We start from the raw sequence: 17,682 nt of genomic DNA on the forward strand, positions 1-17,682 counted from the left end.
GAAAGGAGAGACTATGCGTGGTAAATGTGTAGCAGCGTTATTACTCGCCGTTATCTGCTGTGTTGTCGCCGAACCAGGAACACCAGCAGGACCTGTCGGACCGGGATTGAAATCACCCAACACCCGACCCCCTCACATATCAACACCGCCACGTGAACGTGACCCGTTCGATGATTGGTTTGGGTATGATGATCAGGATCCGGAATGTTATCCCGGATATTTCACGGCGCGCTGTGCATATGACCGAAGTAGAGGCCATGGTGCTGCCTGTTCTCGGCATTGATGCCTGGAGGCACGTCGATTCCGATGCTCTGGGAGACTGCCAGTTCTTTTGACAAGGTCTTTGGCTATCAGGTAGGAACATGAAGGCAGGTTTGGGTGCCGCTTTATCTCTGGCGGACAGTTTTTTGTCGTTGTTTTTTGTCCGGGCCGGAAACGGCCTGTTCCAAACGCGCAGAGAGGCGCATTCGAGGGAGTTCTATGACCCGTTTTGTTGCTCGAAAAACCATGTTGGCGGGATTGGCAACTTTGGTTGTGATGCTTGTTGAGGTTGTTCCGGCCTATGCCTATGTTGATCCCAATCTCGGGAACGCAATTTTTCAAATTTTATTTCCAGTCCTTACCGTGCTGTCTACCGTACTGCTTGTTTTTCGGAATAGCGTACGTCGCGTTTTTCACTCCATTAAATCCCTTTTTACAAGAAATTCGTCTGCCCGGTCGTGATCGGATTCCAGACGAGAGACTTTGTGAACATTTGGGATGATATTGTTGTATCCTCAGCGCAATTGACCTTTGAATCTCCATTCATCCGTGCGGCATGTGTTCTCTTACGGCGCATGATTTCTCGCGTGGAAGCCGAAGCGATCGTACCATGAGCAAGACTTCACAACGGAATGTTATTGTCCTTGGCCTGGACGGGCTCGATCCTGGGATCGTTGAGCAAATGATAGGCAACGGCACGTTGCCTGCCTTTGGGCGTTTGGCTGAGCGAGGAGGCGTGTCTCCTTTGGAAACCGTGAGCCCTCCACAAAGCCCGGTGGCATGGACAACCATTGCGACAGGGATGGAACCTGCAGAGCACGGTATCTATGATTTTCTCACGCGGGATCCTGGCGAATATCGCCCCAAGCTCTCTATTCTGAAACAGGGAAAGCTCGGGTATGTGAGTCCGTTCCAGGTTGATCCTTTTTGGCAATGGACAACCGATCGGGGCATGGATGCATCCGTCCTGAAGTGGCCCCTCACGTTTCCGGCTCGCCCACTGAAAGGTCGTCTTCTGACTGGTCTCGGTACACCTGATATCAAGGGAACGCTTGGCCGTTATGCTTGGTATAGCACCGCTGCCGTGGACAATGCCGCTGAGAAAAAGGGAACTTTGCATCATGTAACACCCGAGGCTGGCGTTATTGAAACCGTCCTGGAGGGGCCTGTTGCGGTCTCGCTCAAGTCGGGAAAGCCGGCCAGCGTCCCTATGAAGATCACGCTGGGCAATGGTTCTGTCGGGATTGATATTGACGGCCAGCATGTTGAACTTGCTCCGGGGCAGTGGAGTCCATGGCTCCGGGCGCATTTCAAAGTGGGATTCATGCGCAAGGTGAGTGCGCTGTTTCGTGTTCATCTTGTCAGCTCTGCCCCGGAATTCAGTCTTTATGTGACACCGCTCAATATTTCCTCCGACGCAAAGTCACTGCCTATATCGTACCCGTCTGGGTATGGGCGCGAATTGGAAGACGCGCTTGGCCCGTATGCCACGTTGGGATTGGCGGAAGATGCTAATGCATTGAACGACAACCTGTTGCCCGAAACCGCCTTCTTGGATCAGTGCCGCATGCTCATGGACGAGCGGGAGCAACTTTTCCGGCATGAACTTGATCGGTTCAGTGCGGGAAAAACTACGGTCCTCGCCTGTGTGTTCGATACGACCGACCGGGTACAGCATATGTTCTGGCGTTATCAGGAGAGCGGACACCCCGCTCGAGCCGAAAACGAAGCCGTTGCCGGTGCTGTCACCGAATTCTATGCTCGGGCTGATGCCATGCTGCAATTGGCACTCGACCGTGCCGGACCGGAAACACTGGTGATTGCACTCTCCGATCATGGATTCAGTAGCTTCCGTCGGGCTGCACATGTGAACAGTTACCTTGCGCGCGCGGGCTTTATGCGGTTTGAAGAGGGCAAGACCACATCGGCCGAGTTGTTTGAGCATGTCGACTTTTCTCGCACCCAGGCGTTCGCGTATGGTTTAAATAGCATGAGTCTCAATCTTGCCGGTCGCGAGAAGAAGGGAATTGTGGAGAAAGGGCAAGCAGCCTCGGTTCTTGCCGATGTGAAAACGAGTCTTCTTGCCTGGAAAGACGGGGAGCATGCCGTCATTGATTCGGTGACTTCTGTCGAGTCCTCGTCGGGGGGGCCAGACCTTGTGATCGGATTTACTCCGGGCTATCGTGCCTCTTGGCAGACCGCACTGGGCGAGGCCCCAGGGGGGCCTGATGTAGAGGATAACACGCGCAACTGGAGCGGAGATCACTGTTTGAGTAAAGAGCATGTGCCAGGAGTGTGTGCCGTATCCGAAGCCGGACTTGGACGGCCTCGGGCTATCGATATCGCTCCGCTTATCAAAGATTATCTTGGCTAAAGGATTGTATGCACCGCTTCACGACAGGACGTACTCCGCAAACGGCATGGGAACTCGGTCGGTTTTCCTTTGCCTGGTGGCTCTTTAATTTTGTTCTCGTACTGTTGCCTCTGGATTTGTTGTATCGTCTCCAGTCTTTGCTTGATGCCGGTTCTCTTCTTCAGGTAGGGCTGGACTGTGCGTTCATGGTTCTTGTATTCACGCTGTTGGCGCTTGTTATGGCGACAGCCGTCGCAGTGGTGTGCCTGCCTTTTCGCTTGATATCATCCAAAGCGTATTTTCGATCCGTATTTGCTGCCAATGCGGGAGGTGGGGGCTTGTTTCTCGCCACGAATGTCTTTCATTATGGCATTCGTTGGGTGGAAAAGACTTTTCGATTGACAGACATTTCATGGGCCGGACCGGTTGAAACCGGCTTTTTGGTGGTGATGGCGGTATGTATCGTCGCGTATTGTCTGTTTTTTTTGTTTAAAACAGGATTTTCCGATGCACTCACCCGCTTTGCGGAATCCTCCTGGAAGCTCACCCGTGCGATGGCCATTGTCAGCGTGTTGGCCGTTGTCAGTCATGTCGGATATGTGAGTTATGAACGTTCCCAGACGTCGGTTTTACCGGGAGTCGTCCAAAACAATGAAGCCGCGTCGACTCATCGCCCGAATATCGTTCTCGTGACCTTTGATGCGTTACGAGCATCGGAAATGTCGCTCTATGGGTATTCGTTGAAAACAACGCCCCATTTAGATCGACTCGGTCAATCGGCATATGTTTTTGATAATATGTATTCCAGTTGTAACTGGACCGTCCCCAGTCTTTCCAGTCTCCTGACAGGAAAGCACCCCTTTACGCACAATGTCAATGGCGTGGGATACTCGATTTTTCGCGGCATGGATAAAGACGAAAATATTGCGCAAGCCTTACGTCTGCTCGGTTATAATACCGCGGCGATTGTTGCGAATCATTTGTTTATGCCGTCTCAAGTTCAAATCAACGGGTTCGATGAGGTGGTCGAGTTCGAACCTCCGTCAGCATTTTTAATGCTTTTGCGAGACATTGCCCAGGAACTCGAATTTTCCACGGTATGGTTACATGATTTAGCTGAAGAATCCCCCTTGGCCGATTCTGTGCTCGGGCTTTCTCCGTTGGCAACGATGGATCGTTTTCACGAATTCTCTGATCCACGGAGCAATTTTGCCATGGCCCGCGATGTCATGAAACGACTCAAATCGCCGTTTTTTCTTTGGGTACACGTTATGCCACCGCATGCGCCTTACTTACCGGATAAAGAATTTCTCTATACCTTTTTGCCGGAACATGGGGTGCTTGATACTTTGGAGGCCTTTAACGAAGTTGATACGGTCATGTTTCCACAGAGCACCTATGGCCGAGAATTTCAGCCATTTATTGATAAGCTCGAATTGCGTTATGATGAACATTTGCGATTTGTGGACGATGTCTTTGGGCAATTTCTCGACGACGTTGAACATGATGGACTGCTCGATGACACCGTGCTGATGGTTTCGGCCGACCATGGTGAATCATTTGAACGCGGTTTTCTCATGCATGGAGGACCGTACCTGTATCAGGAGCTCATTCATGTGCCGCTTATCGTGAAGATGCCCGGACAGACGGAGGGAAAACGAGTCGCGTCGGCCGTGAGTCATGTCGATCTTGCTCCCACTCTCCTCGATCTTCTTGGGGTTTCGACTCCGGATTGGATGGAAGGGCGGTCTTTCTCCGCAGCGTTGCGCGGGGGAGACGTTCCTGTCGGTCCGAAATTGTCGATGAATTTTTCTCTCATCGACAACTGGTTCGATTTCATGTCCAAGACCATTGCCGTTGTTCAGGATAAGTACAAGATGATTTGTTACCTGGCTTATGACAAGTGTGAACTCTATAATCTTGACACCGATCCTGGAGAAACAACCGACTTGGCTGACAAGGAAAAAGAAATCTATGCTGCCATGAAGGGTGAAATCCAACGAGCGCTCAAGGGGAAACCCGCATCGTGATGATCGTATAAATATTGAAGCCGATTCGACTGAACCCGCACTCCCGAGAGACCTTGGTTGTGCGGGGTTTTTCTTGCAACGTGTTCTCTCAAAGCGAGGGTGAGCCTTTGAGGAGGTTCGCACTGAACTGCGCGAATAATCAAGACAGATTTTGTCACCAGGTTGAAAGCCGACGGACTGTTCGATGACAGTTTGTTCGTTGTGTCAGCGGATCATGGAGAATCCTTTGGACGAGGCTTTATCATGCATGGTGGTCCGTATCTTTATCAGGAACTTATCCATGTTCCGCTTCTTATCAAATTTCCGAATCAGACCATTCTTCAGCGAGTGCACCAGACCGTAAGTCATGTGGATATTGCATCGACCATTCTCAATATTCTCGGGCAGTTCACACCGCAATGGATGGATGGTCAATCGTTTCTTTCAACAATAATGGCTGGAGAGGATACCGGACCGAAATTGTCGATGAATTTTTCTCTCATCAATAACTGATTCGATTGCAGGTCAAAATCGATCGCGCTTCTTGAAGCCGATTATAAACTGTATTGCACCCTTGCAAACGACACGTGCGAGCTCTACAATCTCAAGACCGATCCTGGCGAAACCACCAATCTGGTTGAGCAAGATCCGAAGGTTTTTACCAAAGTGAAATCGCACCTCGATAGCATATTGAAAGACAAGCCACTTTCGTAGAGTGTTGAGACGTATTTGAAAGGTCGCTCAGGAGTACGACATGCAACTTATGGAGAAAATAGAAGAGAGTCTCAGCATTGTGGAATATGCTGTTGAAACTTACGGTGAGGGGCTGTTTGCTACCTTTTCCGGGGGCAAGGACTCGCTCGTCATGCTGCACTTGTTACAGACTGTCGGGCATGGCCGTGTCAATGTTCCGGTTCTTTCTATCGACACAACCGTTAAATTTCCGGAAACCATGGCTTTTCGGGATGCTCTGGCAACAGATTGGGGATTGGATTTACGTATTATCGGCAACCCGGAAGCCGCTCTGAACATAGATATTGCGGCTGATCGAGCGGAGTGTTGCCAAGCGCTCAAAGTGGGGCCGTTGAATCGTGCGATCGTCGATTTAGACATAACCGGGCTGATGTCGGCCATTCGTTGGGATGAACATCCAGCACGAGCATCTGAAGAACCGATTTCTCCGCGAATCGACCCTCCACATGACCGAATCCATCCTATCCTCCATTTTACCGTCGATGATATTTGGGATTATATCCACGCGTTCAACTTACCATATTGTTCGTTGTACGATGAAGGATATGCCTCGCTCAGTTGTGTACACTGTACGGTGAAATCCGGTGATCAAGCTCGTGAGCGTGCTGGTCGAGCGCCAGAAAAAGAAGAAATTATGGAACAATTGCGTCATCTCGGCTATTTTTAAACAGCCGCAACGAAGTGCAATGATTCGGGCGGCCAAATTCAATGATGGAAGGAGCCGCCCATGACACCTACAGATCCTGGTCCGGAAAACAAACACGATACCACGTTGCGTCTTGCAAACAGTCCTCTCCAAGGGTTGATTCGGCGATTTCGCGTCACACCGGAACGATTTGAATTCATTTACGACGATATCTTTCAAGGTTCGACCCCTGAAATGGGGTATTATGCTCTGATTTCTGCGGCAGCGCTTATTGCCAGTCTTGGGCTTGTTGCCAATAGTGTCGCCGTTGTCATTGGAGCCATGCTTGTTTCTCCGCTCATGACGCCTATTTTCGGCATGGCGATGGGCATGATTCGAGGGAACCCCCAGCTGCTTGGGCGTGCGATCAAAGCTGAAGTCGGCGGGGTGCTCCTTGCCATTGCTTTTGGTTATTTGTTCGGTCTATTGCCTATTATGACTGGTATTACACCGGAAATGATAGCTCGTACCGAGCCGACTTTACTTGATTTACTTGTTGCGGTTTTTGCTGGTTTGGCCGGAACACTCGCCGTCGTAGATGCCCGGATCAGTCCAGCCCTCCCCGGTGTCGCGATATCGACAGCTATTGTACCGCCGCTGGCAACATCCGGGCTTTGTCTTGCACTTGGCTCGTACGATGGTGCCATTGGCGCTTTTTTGCTCTTTTTTGCGAATTTTCTGGCTATACTTCTTGTTTCATCGCTGACATTCCTCATGTGCGGAATGGGACAATTTGAGCAACAACGGCATAAGACCTTGCTTGTTCAACGATTAATCTTTGCAGTTGTATGTTTTCTTGTTGTCGCATTTTTCTTGACCAACGCGCTTATTCAGGTTTTGCAGGCGCGTACCGAGGAACTTGCCATTAATAATGTTTTAACCGACGCGATGAAACCCAACCCAAACGCCTCATTTACTTCCATGCGCTTTAAAGACGTTGGGGATGAGATTCACATTATTGCGATGTTTCGTACGTCGAGAATTTTTACCCCGCGTGATGTCCGCATACTGGAAAATAAATTACAAGATCGGTTGCAACGTCCCGTACGTCTTGTGACGCGTTGCAGTTTGGCAAAGGATATTGCCCCAACGGGTTCTCTCGTTACGGATATCGATCCGACGCTCGATGGAAAGTTTTATACAGAAGAACTTGATTGGCGGGCACGGACATTGAGTATCGCAGAGCAGACATTGCGTGAATATTTTGATGGTAAGCCACAGTACTTTCTTGTCGATGTCAATTTAACGGAGTTGTCCGGGGACGATGTCATTTTGGCAACGTTGCAAAGTCCACGGCAGCTTGTTGCGTTGGAAATCAAAAAATTGGAAGAGCTGCTTAATACAGCGCTCGGGAAGGATCCATCGATACGCCTGCTTGTTCGTGATGTCGTTGCGGGGTCGATAACATCAACAGGTCGAGTTCTTTTCGGGAAAGCTCATTTTGGACCGCAACCTGAAGACGCAATTCCTGTCAAAGAAGCGGTGATCAAGCACGTTCAAACGATAAAAGGTTTTTTTGCTGACAACGTTGATGTCATCCAAAACGGTGATGGTTTCGTCGCACGAGCCGAAGTTGTAGGACCGCGAGGATTCTCATCAGAAGACGTTGCGAAAGTTGAAAAAGCCGTGAAAGAGCAACTCGGTGTTGCTGTGAAATTACAAGTTTGGACCAGGGTTGAACTTATGGTCGATGATACGTCGAGCGAATCCATGGATGCCTATTCCGAGGCGCGCTTTCGGAAACAGTTGGAGACGATAGCGTCGAGAAAAGCTCCAGAAACAACAGCCGAAGAAGCTGATCCTGATCTTCCGGACAAGGAAACTCCGCAAGATTCAATCGATTCTCCACCGGAGAACGATACGCCAACGTCCTCATCCAAATGAAATAAAGACAACGGCCGGTGTCTTCAAGATACCGGCCGTTGTCATGTGTGATGAAATGGAATCGGAATGTTTAGAAGGGATCAAATGCCTCAGGTTTTACAGGAGGCCGTGCAGTCGTCGAGGGCGTTGGTGACGAAGTAGGGGCTTTCGTTGCAGCCTGGGCTTCGTCTGGTGACAACACACTCGATTGAGTTTTTGAAGAAGGCGTGGGTTCTGGAGTTGAAGACACTGCCGATTCGGTGGCTTCGTTCGTTGATTGGCTTGCAGACGCCTCTGGCGTACTCGCCTTTGTCTGTTCTGTCGACGTGCTGGATTGGGATCCGGATGAAGCCGGGGCTGGAGCTGGCTTCGGCTTTGCCGTGCCGGTCATGCTTTCTGTCTTCTTCGTCACGTCTTTTGAAGCCGAGAGGCTTTTCGTAGGCATCCATCCTTTGAGACTTGTATTCATGGGACGCACATAGGTCCAGCCGCCTTGTTGTTTTCCAAGGTTCACCACCGCATCACCAGGAGCGGTTTTAGCGATCACGGCGGCGCTATTGGATGCGCTTTCACGTACGCTCATCCATTCCCGGGCGTACATGAGTGTTCCTCCGGGATCGACCTTTCCCATGTTTTGCTCGTTTAAAGGCGTCTTGGAGGAAGCCACACAGCCAACGGCCAATGTGGTCATAAGCAACAGGCAGCTCAGGCTGGTAACACGGCGTAAAGCCGTTTGGACCGTGTGCAACATGGTTGTCTCCATGCAAACAACGCGGCCGTCCGAAAGTCGGACGGCCGCGTTTGGGTTAGTAAGCTTCGTCGTGATCCAGGTCTTTTTGTTCCAATACGTGGCCGAACGTGCGGTACGCCCAGAATTGGTACAGAATGACGATAGGAACGAACACCAGCGCGACACCAAGCATGATTTGCAGGGTCAGCGTCGAGGATGACGAATTGGTGATCGTCATGCTGTATGCCGGATCGAGGGTGGACGGCAGCAGTTTCGGATAGAGACCGATAATGCCGAAGAATGTCACACCGACGATAAACACGGCGGAGGATATCCAGGCCTTGAGCATGTTGATTTGTCCCAGGAAATGTCTGATCATGATAAGACCTCCGACAGGGACAAGCAGGACAAGGAAGAGGACGGGCATGTCGATATAATTTTGAAACAGCTCGGTAAATCCAGCCGACATGGCAAGAAACAGAGCCGTCAAGCAGGCCAACACAGGCCACAGTCCAACGGCAAAACGGACAGCGCGTAATTTGATATCGCCCTGTGTTTTGATGCCGATCCATAATGCGCCGTGCAGTGCGAACATGACGACGAAGAAGACGCCACCGGCGAGACCATAAGGATTCAGCAGGTGGAAAAGGCCTTCCTGGTTAACGCCGTTGGCGTCAATGGCGATGCCCATGAAAATGTTGGCAAAGGCCACACCAAGAAGCAGTGCCGGCAAAAAGCTGCCAAGAAACTGCAGGAGATCGAAAAAGCCTTTCCACGTTTTGCTTTCAATTTTGCTGCGAAATTCAAATGAGACCCCGCGCAAAATCAACGCAAATAGCAGCAGCATCAATGCAGAGTACAACCCACTGAACAACACCGCATACGTTTTAGGAAATGCAGCAAACGTCACGCCACCGGCGGCGATGAGCCATACTTCATTGCCGTCCCAGAATGGGCCGACAGAGTTGTACATCATCCGTTTTTCCGTTTCATTTTTGGCCATGAAGGGCATGAGGGTGCCCGCACCGAGATCAAAGCCGTCAAGCATAAAGTAGACGGCCCATAAAAGACCCCAAAGGAAGAACCAAGTTGATTCAAGCATAGTATTCTCTCTCCCGTAATCGTTAGGGACGTTGTCATCAAAATCCGGTTCAGTTGTGAAACGTCTCCGGATACACCCTGCGGACAGGCCTACCGCTTAGGCTTTGGCCTCTTCAGGACCTTTCTTGGCATATTTGGCAAGCAGGAAAATATCGAGCGCGCCAAGCAAGCCATACACAAGGATAAAGGCAATCAGAGTCATGGTGACCTGTGACGGATCAATCGGTGAGACAGCATCGCTCGTACGCATCAAGCCATACACAATCCACGGCTGGCGGCCGATTTCAGCCAAAGCCCAACCAGCTTCTAAGGCAAGATAAGGAAGTGGGATGGCATACATCATCACGCGTAACAGCAACGGGTTTTCCATCAATTTTTTACGCTTGATGAACGCCCAGATACCGAGGAGTGGGAAGAGCGTTCCCAAGCCAACCATGAGGCGGAACGACAGGAATGTCAGCAATACAGGGGGGCGATCTTCTTTGGGGAAGTCTTTGAGGCCTTTAACTTCAGCGGCGGGGTTGTTGTAGGCCAGTATGCTCAACATGCCGGGGATGCCGAGGAGCTGTATGCTATTGGTTTCATTTTCTTCGTCAGGCATGACAAGAAGGTACATGGGGGCATACGTCTGCGTTTCCCAATGCGATTCCATGGCAGCGAGCTTCGCTGGCTGAATTTGAGCGACTTCGTTGCCGTGGTGATGGCCTTGGACCGCAACGAGGATGGAGAAAATGAGACCGAACCACATACCGATTCGAAAAGATTTGGTGAAGAAATCGATATTTTGCTTACGCAGCAGGTGCCATGCAGAAATGCCCATAACAAAAAAGCCTGCCAGCAGGTAGGCTCCGAAAATGGTGTGTAAAAATTGATTCCAGGCAAAGATATTGGTCACGACTTCCATGAAGTCCGCCAGCTCGGCACGACCGTTTCGAATGACATATCCAACAGGATGTTGCATGAACCCGTTGGCGAGAATGATCCAGACAGCTGACAGGTTCGAGGCGATGGCAACAAGCCAGATGGCGACACAGTGCATTTTTGCCGAAAGACGTTCCCAGCCGAAAACCCAGACGGCAATGAATGTCGATTCAAGAAAAAAGGCAGCCGTGGCTTCGATAGCCAGCAAAGAACCAAATATATCGCCGACGTACTCTGAATATCGTGACCAGTTGGTTCCGAATTGAAATTCCAGCGTGATACCGGTGACAACCCCGAGCGCAAAGTTGATAAGGAAGAGTTTCCCCCAAAATTTTGCCATGCGTTTGTAGGTTTCATCACCGGTCATAACGTATCGCGTTTCCATGATGGCAAGCAGCACGGACAACCCAAGCGTCAGTGGAACAAAAATAAAGTGGAAAAACGTGGCCACGGCAAATTGGAGCCGTGATAACATCAAAACGTCCATGGACGCGCCTCCTTAGAGTGAGTTTTCTGGTTAATGACAGTTATATGGCGCAAGTCGCTATAGTACAAAGAGCGCTCTGGCGCGAACGTTTCTCGAGAGTCGAGCGTGTCGGAATCCCTTACGGGAAATCGACTAGCGATGGACACACTGCTCGATGAAACGTTGTCTTTCGGGGCCAACCAAACCCATGCGATTAGCTTGCTGGGCGCAACCTGGAGTTCTGGGATTACCTTGAATGCCGCCACCACCGCCGCCACTATACGGGGGAGGAGTGGGAGCTGGTTCCGGTTCATAATACGGATCTGCACAACCTTGAAGAAAGCCGGCGAGGAGAAGCATTCCGATCAGTATAAGTTGTTTCATTTGGGGCTCCTTATTTGTTGGCAAATTAAGAATCGTTAGTTTTTCGTCTTGATAACCACGTAAGATATACTAATGAAACCCCTAGTGCAATACATACAATGCTCACCGGGATGTTCAATGCCGTATCGATAAGGGTTGTCAAAACAGGGCTGGTGGAAAAGTTGGTTAGTTTTTCAGGAAAAAGTGTATAGAGCTTGAGTTCTACAATTACTCCTTGGGTTGTCATCATATATGATTGATACGCAAAGAGGCCAATTCCTCCCGCGGTAACGAGCAAACCGATTGTCAAAAAGGTATAAAAAATGATGGTGTCCGCAATACTCGGTGAGTGATGCTCCGATACCGAGGGCTGAAGAGGTTTAAGAAACCGGCGCAGTTTGATGTATACATAAATGCATAAACCAATGAGAAGAAGCGGACCAAGTAGTTCGACATAGGCCATATTGACTCCCGTATGCCCAAAATACAACGTAGAAAATGTATATAGTACAATAGGCTAATTCAATGGTTCTTATCAAGATAGAATGCGCAAAAGAGAGCAAAATCACGCGAATGAATACGTGCGGGAGTCACGCAAAACGTTATGGGATCTCCTTCGAGCGCTTGTTTTTGAAGTTACGTGCTGAAAAAAGAAGGGAATAAATTTGCGTAATCACGACACGATTGTGAATCGTGAAAAACGTTCATTCAGAGTAAGACTACGATATCGCAGCATTGTGTTTTGACGTCGAATTACGCATTGACAAGGCTGGTATCGCCGGGTAGCAAAGCCGTTCATTCTCAGGGCGGGGTGGAACTCCCCACCGGCGGTATTCCGCAACCGGCAGGGCCGGGGCGGAGAGCCCGCGAGCGCTTTTGTTGTTGTCGACAAAAGGTCAGCAGATCCGGTGCAAAGCCGGAGCCGACGGTTACAGTCCGGATGAAAGAGAATACGATTGCCGGTTTTCCGTGTACCGGCTATCCGTTCCTGCGCCCTGATTCTGGTACTTTTATACGGCATAAGGAGCCATTACCATGAATCAGCCCTTCTCCATCTTTTCGTCTCTGTCCGAAGAGTTCGGAACTCCCGAACAACGTGTAGAAAAAGCTCTTGCTGCCTTGCAAGCCGGTCGTGGTGTCATTGTGACCGATGACGAAGATCGTGAAAACGAAGGTGACCTCATTTTTGCGGCATCGTCATTGACCGAAGAGCAAATGGCTGTACTTATTCGTGAGTGCAGCGGTATTGTGTGCTTGTGTCTTCCTCCGGATCGGGTTCGTCGATTGGAACTTCCCATGATGGTGGATAACAATTCGAGCCGCTACCAGACCGCGTTCACCGTGTCCATTGAAGCTGCTCAAGGTGTGACGACGGGCGTTTCTGCGGCAGATCGGGTGACGACCATTAAAGCGGCTATTGCTGACGATGCCAAGCCCGAAGACCTGAGCCATCCCGGCCATGTTTTCCCCTTGCGTGCGACACCCGGCGGGGTGCTTGAACGTCGCGGACATACGGAAGCGACGGTTGACCTGATGCGTTTGGCTGAGTTACCGCCGTTTGGTGTGTTATGCGAATTGACCAACCCCGACGGTACCATGGCACGTTTGCCCGAGATTGTACTGTTTGCTCGGCAGCATGACATGCCTGTTTTGACCATTGAAGATATCGCAAGTTACCGTCTGGCTCGTCTCGCATAACGAATAATGACGAGAGATTTCTGCGAAACGCGACGGTCAAAAATCGTCGCGTTTCGTTATAATGTATGACACCTTGATGATCTTTGAGGTGTTTCCTGTCAGACTTTCACCGAAACACCGGTTGTCGGAGCCTGGGGGTTGCTGCTAGGTTCCGCTCATGACGCCTTCATACGACATCATTTCTGATACATCAAATGTTCCTGTTGCCGTCGCGGTCAGTGGCGGGCGAGACAGCCTGCTTGCTTTGGTCCTGGCTCAACGCCACTATGCCTCGGTTATCGCTGTTCATGCTTTTTTTCAGCCGCCGAATGCGTCGTTGCGTCAGACGGCCGACGCATTGTCTCTTCAATGTGCACAGCGTGGCATTCCGTTTCATGCGGTTGATTTGAGCCGCGAGTTTGAACGTAATGTCGTCCAACCATTTACGACGTCGTATGCTGCTGGCCAAACACCGAATCCGTGTGCGCTGTGTAATCGTACGATGAAATTCGGTCTTCTCATGGATGTGGCGGCATCGCTTGGTGCAGAACGTTTGGTCACCGGCCATTACGCTCGTCTTGCCCTGCACACGCAATGGGGGACTGTTCTCCAGCGAGGAGATGACGAAAAAAAAGAGCAGAGTTACTTTCTGACTTTGGTTCCACCGGAACGGCTGGCCAGGGCGGTTTTTCCTTTGGCTGATTGGCACAAGGTCAATGTCGGGCCCGAACTGGATACAATGGGGCTTGTGCCGCCCGTTGCGGCGGAAAGTCGTGAGATTTGTTTTGTCCCAGGCGATGATTACCGCGCATTTCTCACAAAACGGAAGGTCCGGTTAAGCGGTCCTGGCGACATTGTGTTGTCCGATGGAACAATACTTGGCAAACATCAAGGGTTGTGGCGACATACAATCGGCCAACGCAAGGGCTTGGGAGTGGCCTATAGTGAGCCCTTATATGTGCTTGGGAAAGATATTGCGCGTAATCGTCTTGTTGTCGGTATCAAGTCACAATTGCAGGCAACTACGTGCCACGCCGTTGATGTAAACTTGCTTGTCGACCCCGCGCATTGGCCTCAACGTGTTGCCGCGCAGACTTGCTACCGCCAAAAGCCTCGACCGGCATCGGTTGTGTGGGCCGATGGACGGCTTTCGCTCACTTTCGAAGAACCCGTGACTCGACCCACCCCGGGACAAATTGCCGCCGTCTATACCCTAGAAGGGACCGCCCTCGCAGGCGGCAGGGTTGTAGAGTGGCAGGTAGAGCCGACTGAAGCCCGTCTCATTGGTTGAACCTGGTCCGGCCTCGGCATTTTGCAGAAACATGCAGTACCCTGTGTCGCGGGCCTGCTCCATACGTGTCAGAATGATGTCGATGGGCAGGTCTTGGTGTTGCAGCACGCCAGCTTCGTATACAACGGCCTGTTTCAGTTCATACATTGGACCGTCTTTGAAATCTAAAAGTACTTTGAAGCCTTCGACGCGTTCTCCCGCCCCGATAAGCGATAGCCCCAGGAAAAAAGTCGAATCGGGATCGTTATGTTTCACCCCGATAACTTCGTCAAAAATTTTGACAGCTTTATCATACTCTTTATTTTTGTAGAAAGCGTAACCGAGTTTCCGTTTAACAACGAGGTCGTTTGGATTTTCCGCCAGGGCTTTTTCAAAGTCTGCGATGGAGCTTTGGTAATCTTTAGCGTAAAGAGCTTCATTCCCTTTTTGATAGGTGGAACAAGAGACTGACGCAAAAAGGAGTATCAAGACAAGAAAGTAACGCATGGTATCCCCGTTGTTCTAAGTTTTTTATGGAATTGTGTTCGTTGTTTCCTTGTCTTCACGTCAAGTGCTTGACGAAAAACGAGGATAGTTGAATCTTTATGCCAGGGCTACGTGAGATGTTCAAGACCCTGACGGCGGTTTGCAGAATGGGAAAATTATTCAAGAATATTCTCCTTGATCGGGACGGCACCATTATTAGGGATAAACACTACCTGTGTGATCCCGACGGAGTCGAATTATTACCCGGCGTTACTGTGGCGTTAGCTCGCATGTGTCAGCGTGGGGTGCGGCTTTTTGTTGTCTCCAACCAGTCAGGTATAGGGCGAAGATATTTTAAAGAGTCGGCGTGTATCGCCGTCAACGCCCGAATGGCATCGCTGTTGGCCGCTCAGGGTGTCGAAATTACAGACAGTGTATATTGCAGACATCATCCCGATGCGATGTGTCATTGTCGTAAACCGAATACCGGGTTATGGGAGAAGCTTGTCAGCGATTATGGTCTTGATCCCCATGAAACGATCATGATTGGAGATAAATTGAGTGATGTCGTGTTTGCCCAAAATTGCGACCTCGCCTTGTCGATTCTTGTCTTGACCGGGCACGGAGCCGATCAGGCAAGAAAAGCCGGGCTCCATCTCCATAAACATGAAGGCCCATGTCGTGTTTTTGATTCCGCCGCCGGTGTGCCAGATATACTGGCCAGAGACGTCCCGACGGCCTTGCACCATCTGGCTTCCAGATTCATGTAAAAACGTCGGCTCGGCGTTTGTCACCCCCATTCCCCTCAAGGAGCAATCTCGATCATGTCGAAGGAGCGTATCACATCCGAGACGGAATTTCTGAATATTATAGATAAGTATTTCCCAAATCGACACAAGCATATCTTGCTTGGCCGAGGCGATGACGCTGCCGTTATCACATCTCCGGGTACGCTGTGTGTCTCGACGGACCTGTTTATGGAGGATGTCCATTTTCGACGGAGCTATTTTCGACCCGAGGACATCGGATACAAGGCGTTGGCCGTCAATTTAAGCGATATGGCAGCTATGGGGGCTCGTCCTCTCGGTTTTACGCTGGCAATAACGGCCCCACGGAATACCCCAGTGACCTTCTGGGATCGCGTTATGGCCGGCATGGCTGAATTGGCGTCTGCGAATGATCTGCCGCTGGTCGGTGGTGATCTCAACAGATCGTGTGGTATTGGATTGTCTGTCACAATTTGGGGTGAATCAGGGGAGTCAGGACGGTTTCTTGAGCGGGGGAAGGTACAACCCGGCGATATCCTGTTTGTTATTGGCGAACTCGGACTGGCTGCGGCTGGTCTCGGTGTCCTTGAAGATATGGATGAAGATGCTATTCCTCGCTGGCCCAAAGCAACTGCCGCACATCTTCGGCCGACATTGCACATGGACAGTGGCCCGATATTAGCTGGTATCGACGGAATGACGGGGCTGATGGACGTCTCTGATGGACTGGCACAAGATTTACCACGGCTGACCGGCCCCAATTGTGGCGCGGAGCTTGTCCTGAACAGTACGATGTTCAATCCCGAAATGATTGACATTGCCACGCGGTATAAAATGAATCCTGTTCGATTGGCTGTGTCTGGAGGCGAAGACTACGCACTCCTTGGCGCAGTCAACGAGTCTGCTTTTGAGACAGTGATGCAAGCCGTCCCTGGTGTCCTTCGTATTGGACGGGTCACCGAGACCCCAGGACTTCTTGTGAACGCGAAGCCCTTTGATGAAAAAGGCTTCGACCATTTTCGGTAACATAATTTTATGCTCCAGCTCATTATCGGAGCGTTTCTTATTAGTTTCTCACCGGTTTTTGTAAAATTGGCCGGTCTTGCGCCAGAAATGGCGGCAATGTATCGAAACGTATTTGGCGCGCTCATCTTCGTTGCGTATTTATCCTGGCGACCTGTTTCCACGTCCGTGATCGGTGCGGTGTGGCCGCTGGCTATTGTAGCATCATTATTTTTTGGCGCTGACCTGACATTTTGGCATGCCTCGATTCATATTGTCGGTCCCGGCATGGCCACAATGCTTGTCAATTTCCAAGTTTTTTTTCTTGCATTTCTCGCGATGGCGTTATTTCGCGAGTTTCCCGCTGGCCGGTTTTATTGGGGGATGATCCTCGCGTTGTTCGGGTTGTATGCCATTGTCGGGATGGACGCGGAAACACGAGCAAACCAAGCGCTTGGTATAACGCTGGCACTTGTTGGAGCTTTTTTATATGCCTGCTTTATTGCCACGTTTAAACTTGTACTCGCCAGGGCGGGCAGTCAGGCGATTGTGATCGTCATGACCATGGTCAGCGTGTCGACTGCAATAATTCTGGCTCTCTACAGTTTCGTGTCAGGCACCTCGTTTGCTATCCCGTCTTTGTTCACACTCGCGATGATTTTGTGTTATGCGTTGGCGTGTCATGTTGTGGGATGGTTCCTCATTTCGCAAGGGTTGACCCGTGTCCCTGCGGCGACGGCAGGATTGGTGCTCTTACTGCAACCAACGTTTGCCTACATCTGGGATTTGTTTTTTTTCGACAAGACACTGGGGCCAACCGAAGGAATCGGTGTATTGCTTGCGTTAGCCGGTATTTATCTTGGGTCATCGCGAAAAATGCGTTACCATCATCGGGTAGCCTCTCGATAGCAATGAGTTATGTTGTCGGCGATGTGACCCCGCCGGCATAGAGAGACGACGATATGCGCACAAAGT

Annotated in this window: 19 protein-coding genes and 1 riboswitch; of the genes, 13 read left to right on the top strand and 6 right to left on the bottom strand. The window is 50.5% G+C overall.

What is annotated here, in order from left to right; translation table 11 throughout:
• The first annotated feature begins 13 nt into the window (after positions 1-13).
• The 8 genes from G451_RS0109020 (at position 14) to G451_RS32545 (ending at position 7,945) form a co-directional block, all read left to right on the top strand.
• Positions 14-283 carry a hypothetical protein gene (locus tag G451_RS0109020; protein ID WP_027184002.1) on the top strand — a complete coding sequence of 90 codons (270 nt, stop codon included), beginning with the start codon at positions 14-16 and terminating at the stop codon, positions 281-283.
• 197 nt (positions 284-480) lie between these two features.
• Complete coding sequence (locus tag G451_RS0109025; protein WP_027184003.1) at positions 481-723, top strand: hypothetical protein; 243 nt, start codon at positions 481-483, stop codon at positions 721-723.
• A 23-nt stretch (positions 724-746) separates the two neighbouring features.
• A complete protein-coding gene (locus G451_RS35180; protein WP_281171556.1) occupies positions 747-875 on the top strand; it encodes a hypothetical protein in 129 nt (42 codons plus the stop codon).
• The gene (locus G451_RS0109035) at positions 872-2,635 is read left to right on the top strand and encodes an alkaline phosphatase family protein (protein ID WP_027184004.1); all 1,764 of its coding nucleotides are present in this window, start codon (positions 872-874) and stop codon (positions 2,633-2,635) included. Before G451_RS35180 ends, G451_RS0109035 begins: the two co-directional genes overlap by 4 nt.
• A gap of 8 nt (positions 2,636-2,643) precedes the next feature.
• Complete coding sequence (locus G451_RS0109040) at positions 2,644-4,644, top strand: sulfatase family protein (protein WP_027184005.1); 2,001 nt, start codon at positions 2,644-2,646, stop codon at positions 4,642-4,644.
• A 138-nt stretch (positions 4,645-4,782) separates the two neighbouring features.
• Positions 4,783-5,136, top strand: coding sequence for a sulfatase-like hydrolase/transferase (locus tag G451_RS0109045; RefSeq protein ID WP_281171557.1), 354 nt, complete (start codon positions 4,783-4,785; stop codon positions 5,134-5,136).
• A 241-nt stretch (positions 5,137-5,377) separates the two neighbouring features.
• Positions 5,378-6,043 carry a phosphoadenosine phosphosulfate reductase family protein gene (locus G451_RS0109050; protein WP_034641478.1) on the top strand — a complete coding sequence of 222 codons (666 nt, stop codon included), beginning with the start codon at positions 5,378-5,380 and terminating at the stop codon, positions 6,041-6,043.
• 60 nt (positions 6,044-6,103) lie between these two features.
• Positions 6,104-7,945 carry a DUF389 domain-containing protein gene (locus G451_RS32545; protein ID WP_051261314.1) on the top strand — a complete coding sequence of 614 codons (1,842 nt, stop codon included), beginning with the start codon at positions 6,104-6,106 and terminating at the stop codon, positions 7,943-7,945.
• A 70-nt stretch (positions 7,946-8,015) separates the two neighbouring features.
• On the opposite strand, the gene G451_RS0109060 is transcribed toward G451_RS32545, so the two are convergent.
• The 5 genes from G451_RS0109060 to G451_RS0109080 form a co-directional block, all read right to left on the bottom strand.
• Positions 8,016-8,675: an SH3 domain-containing protein gene (locus G451_RS0109060; protein ID WP_027184008.1), complete on the bottom strand. Its 660-nt coding sequence runs from the start codon at positions 8,673-8,675 to the stop codon at positions 8,016-8,018.
• A gap of 55 nt (positions 8,676-8,730) precedes the next feature.
• Positions 8,731-9,756 carry a cytochrome d ubiquinol oxidase subunit II gene (gene cydB / locus G451_RS0109065; RefSeq protein ID WP_027184009.1) on the bottom strand — a complete coding sequence of 342 codons (1,026 nt, stop codon included), beginning with the start codon at positions 9,754-9,756 and terminating at the stop codon, positions 8,731-8,733.
• 96 nt (positions 9,757-9,852) lie between these two features.
• A complete protein-coding gene (locus G451_RS0109070) occupies positions 9,853-11,163 on the bottom strand; it encodes a cytochrome ubiquinol oxidase subunit I (protein WP_027184010.1) in 1,311 nt (436 codons plus the stop codon).
• 132 nt (positions 11,164-11,295) lie between these two features.
• Positions 11,296-11,526 (bottom strand): hypothetical protein, encoded by a 231-nt coding sequence (locus G451_RS0109075; RefSeq protein ID WP_027184011.1) that lies wholly within the window; start codon positions 11,524-11,526, stop codon positions 11,296-11,298.
• Between the two features lie 25 nt (positions 11,527-11,551).
• Entirely contained in the window at positions 11,552-11,968 is a 417-nt protein-coding gene (locus G451_RS0109080) for a hypothetical protein (protein WP_027184012.1), read from the bottom strand.
• A 330-nt stretch (positions 11,969-12,298) separates the two neighbouring features.
• A riboswitch (FMN riboswitch) is annotated at positions 12,299-12,461 on the top strand.
• Between the two features lie 79 nt (positions 12,462-12,540).
• On the opposite strand from G451_RS0109080, the gene ribB reads away from it, so the two are divergent.
• Entirely contained in the window at positions 12,541-13,203 is a 663-nt protein-coding gene (ribB, locus tag G451_RS0109085; RefSeq protein ID WP_027184013.1) for a 3,4-dihydroxy-2-butanone-4-phosphate synthase, read from the top strand.
• Positions 13,204-13,360: 157 nt separating this feature from the next.
• Positions 13,361-14,473 carry a tRNA 2-thiouridine(34) synthase MnmA gene (mnmA, locus tag G451_RS28475; protein ID WP_051261315.1) on the top strand — a complete coding sequence of 371 codons (1,113 nt, stop codon included), beginning with the start codon at positions 13,361-13,363 and terminating at the stop codon, positions 14,471-14,473.
• Here the strand turns inward: mnmA and G451_RS33625 are convergent.
• Positions 14,396-14,959, bottom strand: coding sequence for a tetratricopeptide repeat protein (locus G451_RS33625; RefSeq protein WP_084448473.1), 564 nt, complete (start codon positions 14,957-14,959; stop codon positions 14,396-14,398). The genes mnmA and G451_RS33625 overlap by 78 nt on opposite strands.
• Before the next feature lie 98 nt (positions 14,960-15,057).
• Here G451_RS33625 and G451_RS0109100 point away from each other — a divergent pair, with 98 nt between their 5' ends.
• From G451_RS0109100 to G451_RS0109110, 3 genes are read left to right on the top strand one after another with little or no spacing between them, the layout of a single operon-like run.
• Positions 15,058-15,708 (top strand): D-glycero-alpha-D-manno-heptose-1,7-bisphosphate 7-phosphatase, encoded by a 651-nt coding sequence (locus G451_RS0109100; protein ID WP_245587794.1) that lies wholly within the window; start codon positions 15,058-15,060, stop codon positions 15,706-15,708.
• 54 nt (positions 15,709-15,762) lie between these two features.
• Positions 15,763-16,731, top strand: coding sequence for a thiamine-phosphate kinase (gene thiL / locus G451_RS0109105; RefSeq protein ID WP_034641480.1), 969 nt, complete (start codon positions 15,763-15,765; stop codon positions 16,729-16,731).
• Positions 16,732-16,740: 9 nt separating this feature from the next.
• Positions 16,741-17,616, top strand: coding sequence for a DMT family transporter (locus G451_RS0109110; RefSeq protein ID WP_027184017.1), 876 nt, complete (start codon positions 16,741-16,743; stop codon positions 17,614-17,616).
• Positions 17,617-17,682 lie beyond the last annotated feature (66 nt).

The organism is Desulfovibrio inopinatus DSM 10711, assembly GCF_000429305.1.
GTDB lineage: Bacteria > Desulfobacterota > Desulfovibrionia > Desulfovibrionales > Desulfovibrionaceae > Alteridesulfovibrio > Alteridesulfovibrio inopinatus.

Bases quoted from the DNA above. Each gene is read 5' to 3' on its own strand.
- G451_RS0109050 (WP_034641478.1), top strand. From the start codon at position 5,378: ATGCAACTTATGGAGAAAATAGAAGAGAGTCTCAGCATTGTGGAATAT.
- mnmA (WP_051261315.1), top strand. From the start codon at position 13,361: ATGACGCCTTCATACGACATCATTTCTGATACATCAAATGTTCCTGTT.
- G451_RS0109100 (WP_245587794.1), top strand. From the start codon at position 15,058: ATGCCAGGGCTACGTGAGATGTTCAAGACCCTGACGGCGGTTTGCAGA.
- G451_RS0109035 (WP_027184004.1), top strand. From the start codon at position 872: ATGAGCAAGACTTCACAACGGAATGTTATTGTCCTTGGCCTGGACGGG.
- G451_RS0109040 (WP_027184005.1), top strand. From the start codon at position 2,644: ATGCACCGCTTCACGACAGGACGTACTCCGCAAACGGCATGGGAACTC.
- ribB (WP_027184013.1), top strand. From the start codon at position 12,541: ATGAATCAGCCCTTCTCCATCTTTTCGTCTCTGTCCGAAGAGTTCGGA.
- G451_RS0109025 (WP_027184003.1), top strand. From the start codon at position 481: ATGACCCGTTTTGTTGCTCGAAAAACCATGTTGGCGGGATTGGCAACT.
- G451_RS0109020 (WP_027184002.1), top strand. From the start codon at position 14: ATGCGTGGTAAATGTGTAGCAGCGTTATTACTCGCCGTTATCTGCTGT.
- G451_RS33625 (WP_084448473.1), bottom strand. From the start codon at position 14,959: ATGCGTTACTTTCTTGTCTTGATACTCCTTTTTGCGTCAGTCTCTTGT.
- G451_RS0109070 (WP_027184010.1), bottom strand. From the start codon at position 11,163: ATGGACGTTTTGATGTTATCACGGCTCCAATTTGCCGTGGCCACGTTT.
- G451_RS0109075 (WP_027184011.1), bottom strand. From the start codon at position 11,526: ATGAAACAACTTATACTGATCGGAATGCTTCTCCTCGCCGGCTTTCTT.
- G451_RS32545 (WP_051261314.1), top strand. From the start codon at position 6,104: ATGACACCTACAGATCCTGGTCCGGAAAACAAACACGATACCACGTTG.
- G451_RS0109080 (WP_027184012.1), bottom strand. From the start codon at position 11,968: ATGGCCTATGTCGAACTACTTGGTCCGCTTCTTCTCATTGGTTTATGC.
- G451_RS0109060 (WP_027184008.1), bottom strand. From the start codon at position 8,675: ATGTTGCACACGGTCCAAACGGCTTTACGCCGTGTTACCAGCCTGAGC.
- thiL (WP_034641480.1), top strand. From the start codon at position 15,763: ATGTCGAAGGAGCGTATCACATCCGAGACGGAATTTCTGAATATTATA.
- cydB (WP_027184009.1), bottom strand. From the start codon at position 9,756: ATGCTTGAATCAACTTGGTTCTTCCTTTGGGGTCTTTTATGGGCCGTC.
- G451_RS0109110 (WP_027184017.1), top strand. From the start codon at position 16,741: ATGCTCCAGCTCATTATCGGAGCGTTTCTTATTAGTTTCTCACCGGTT.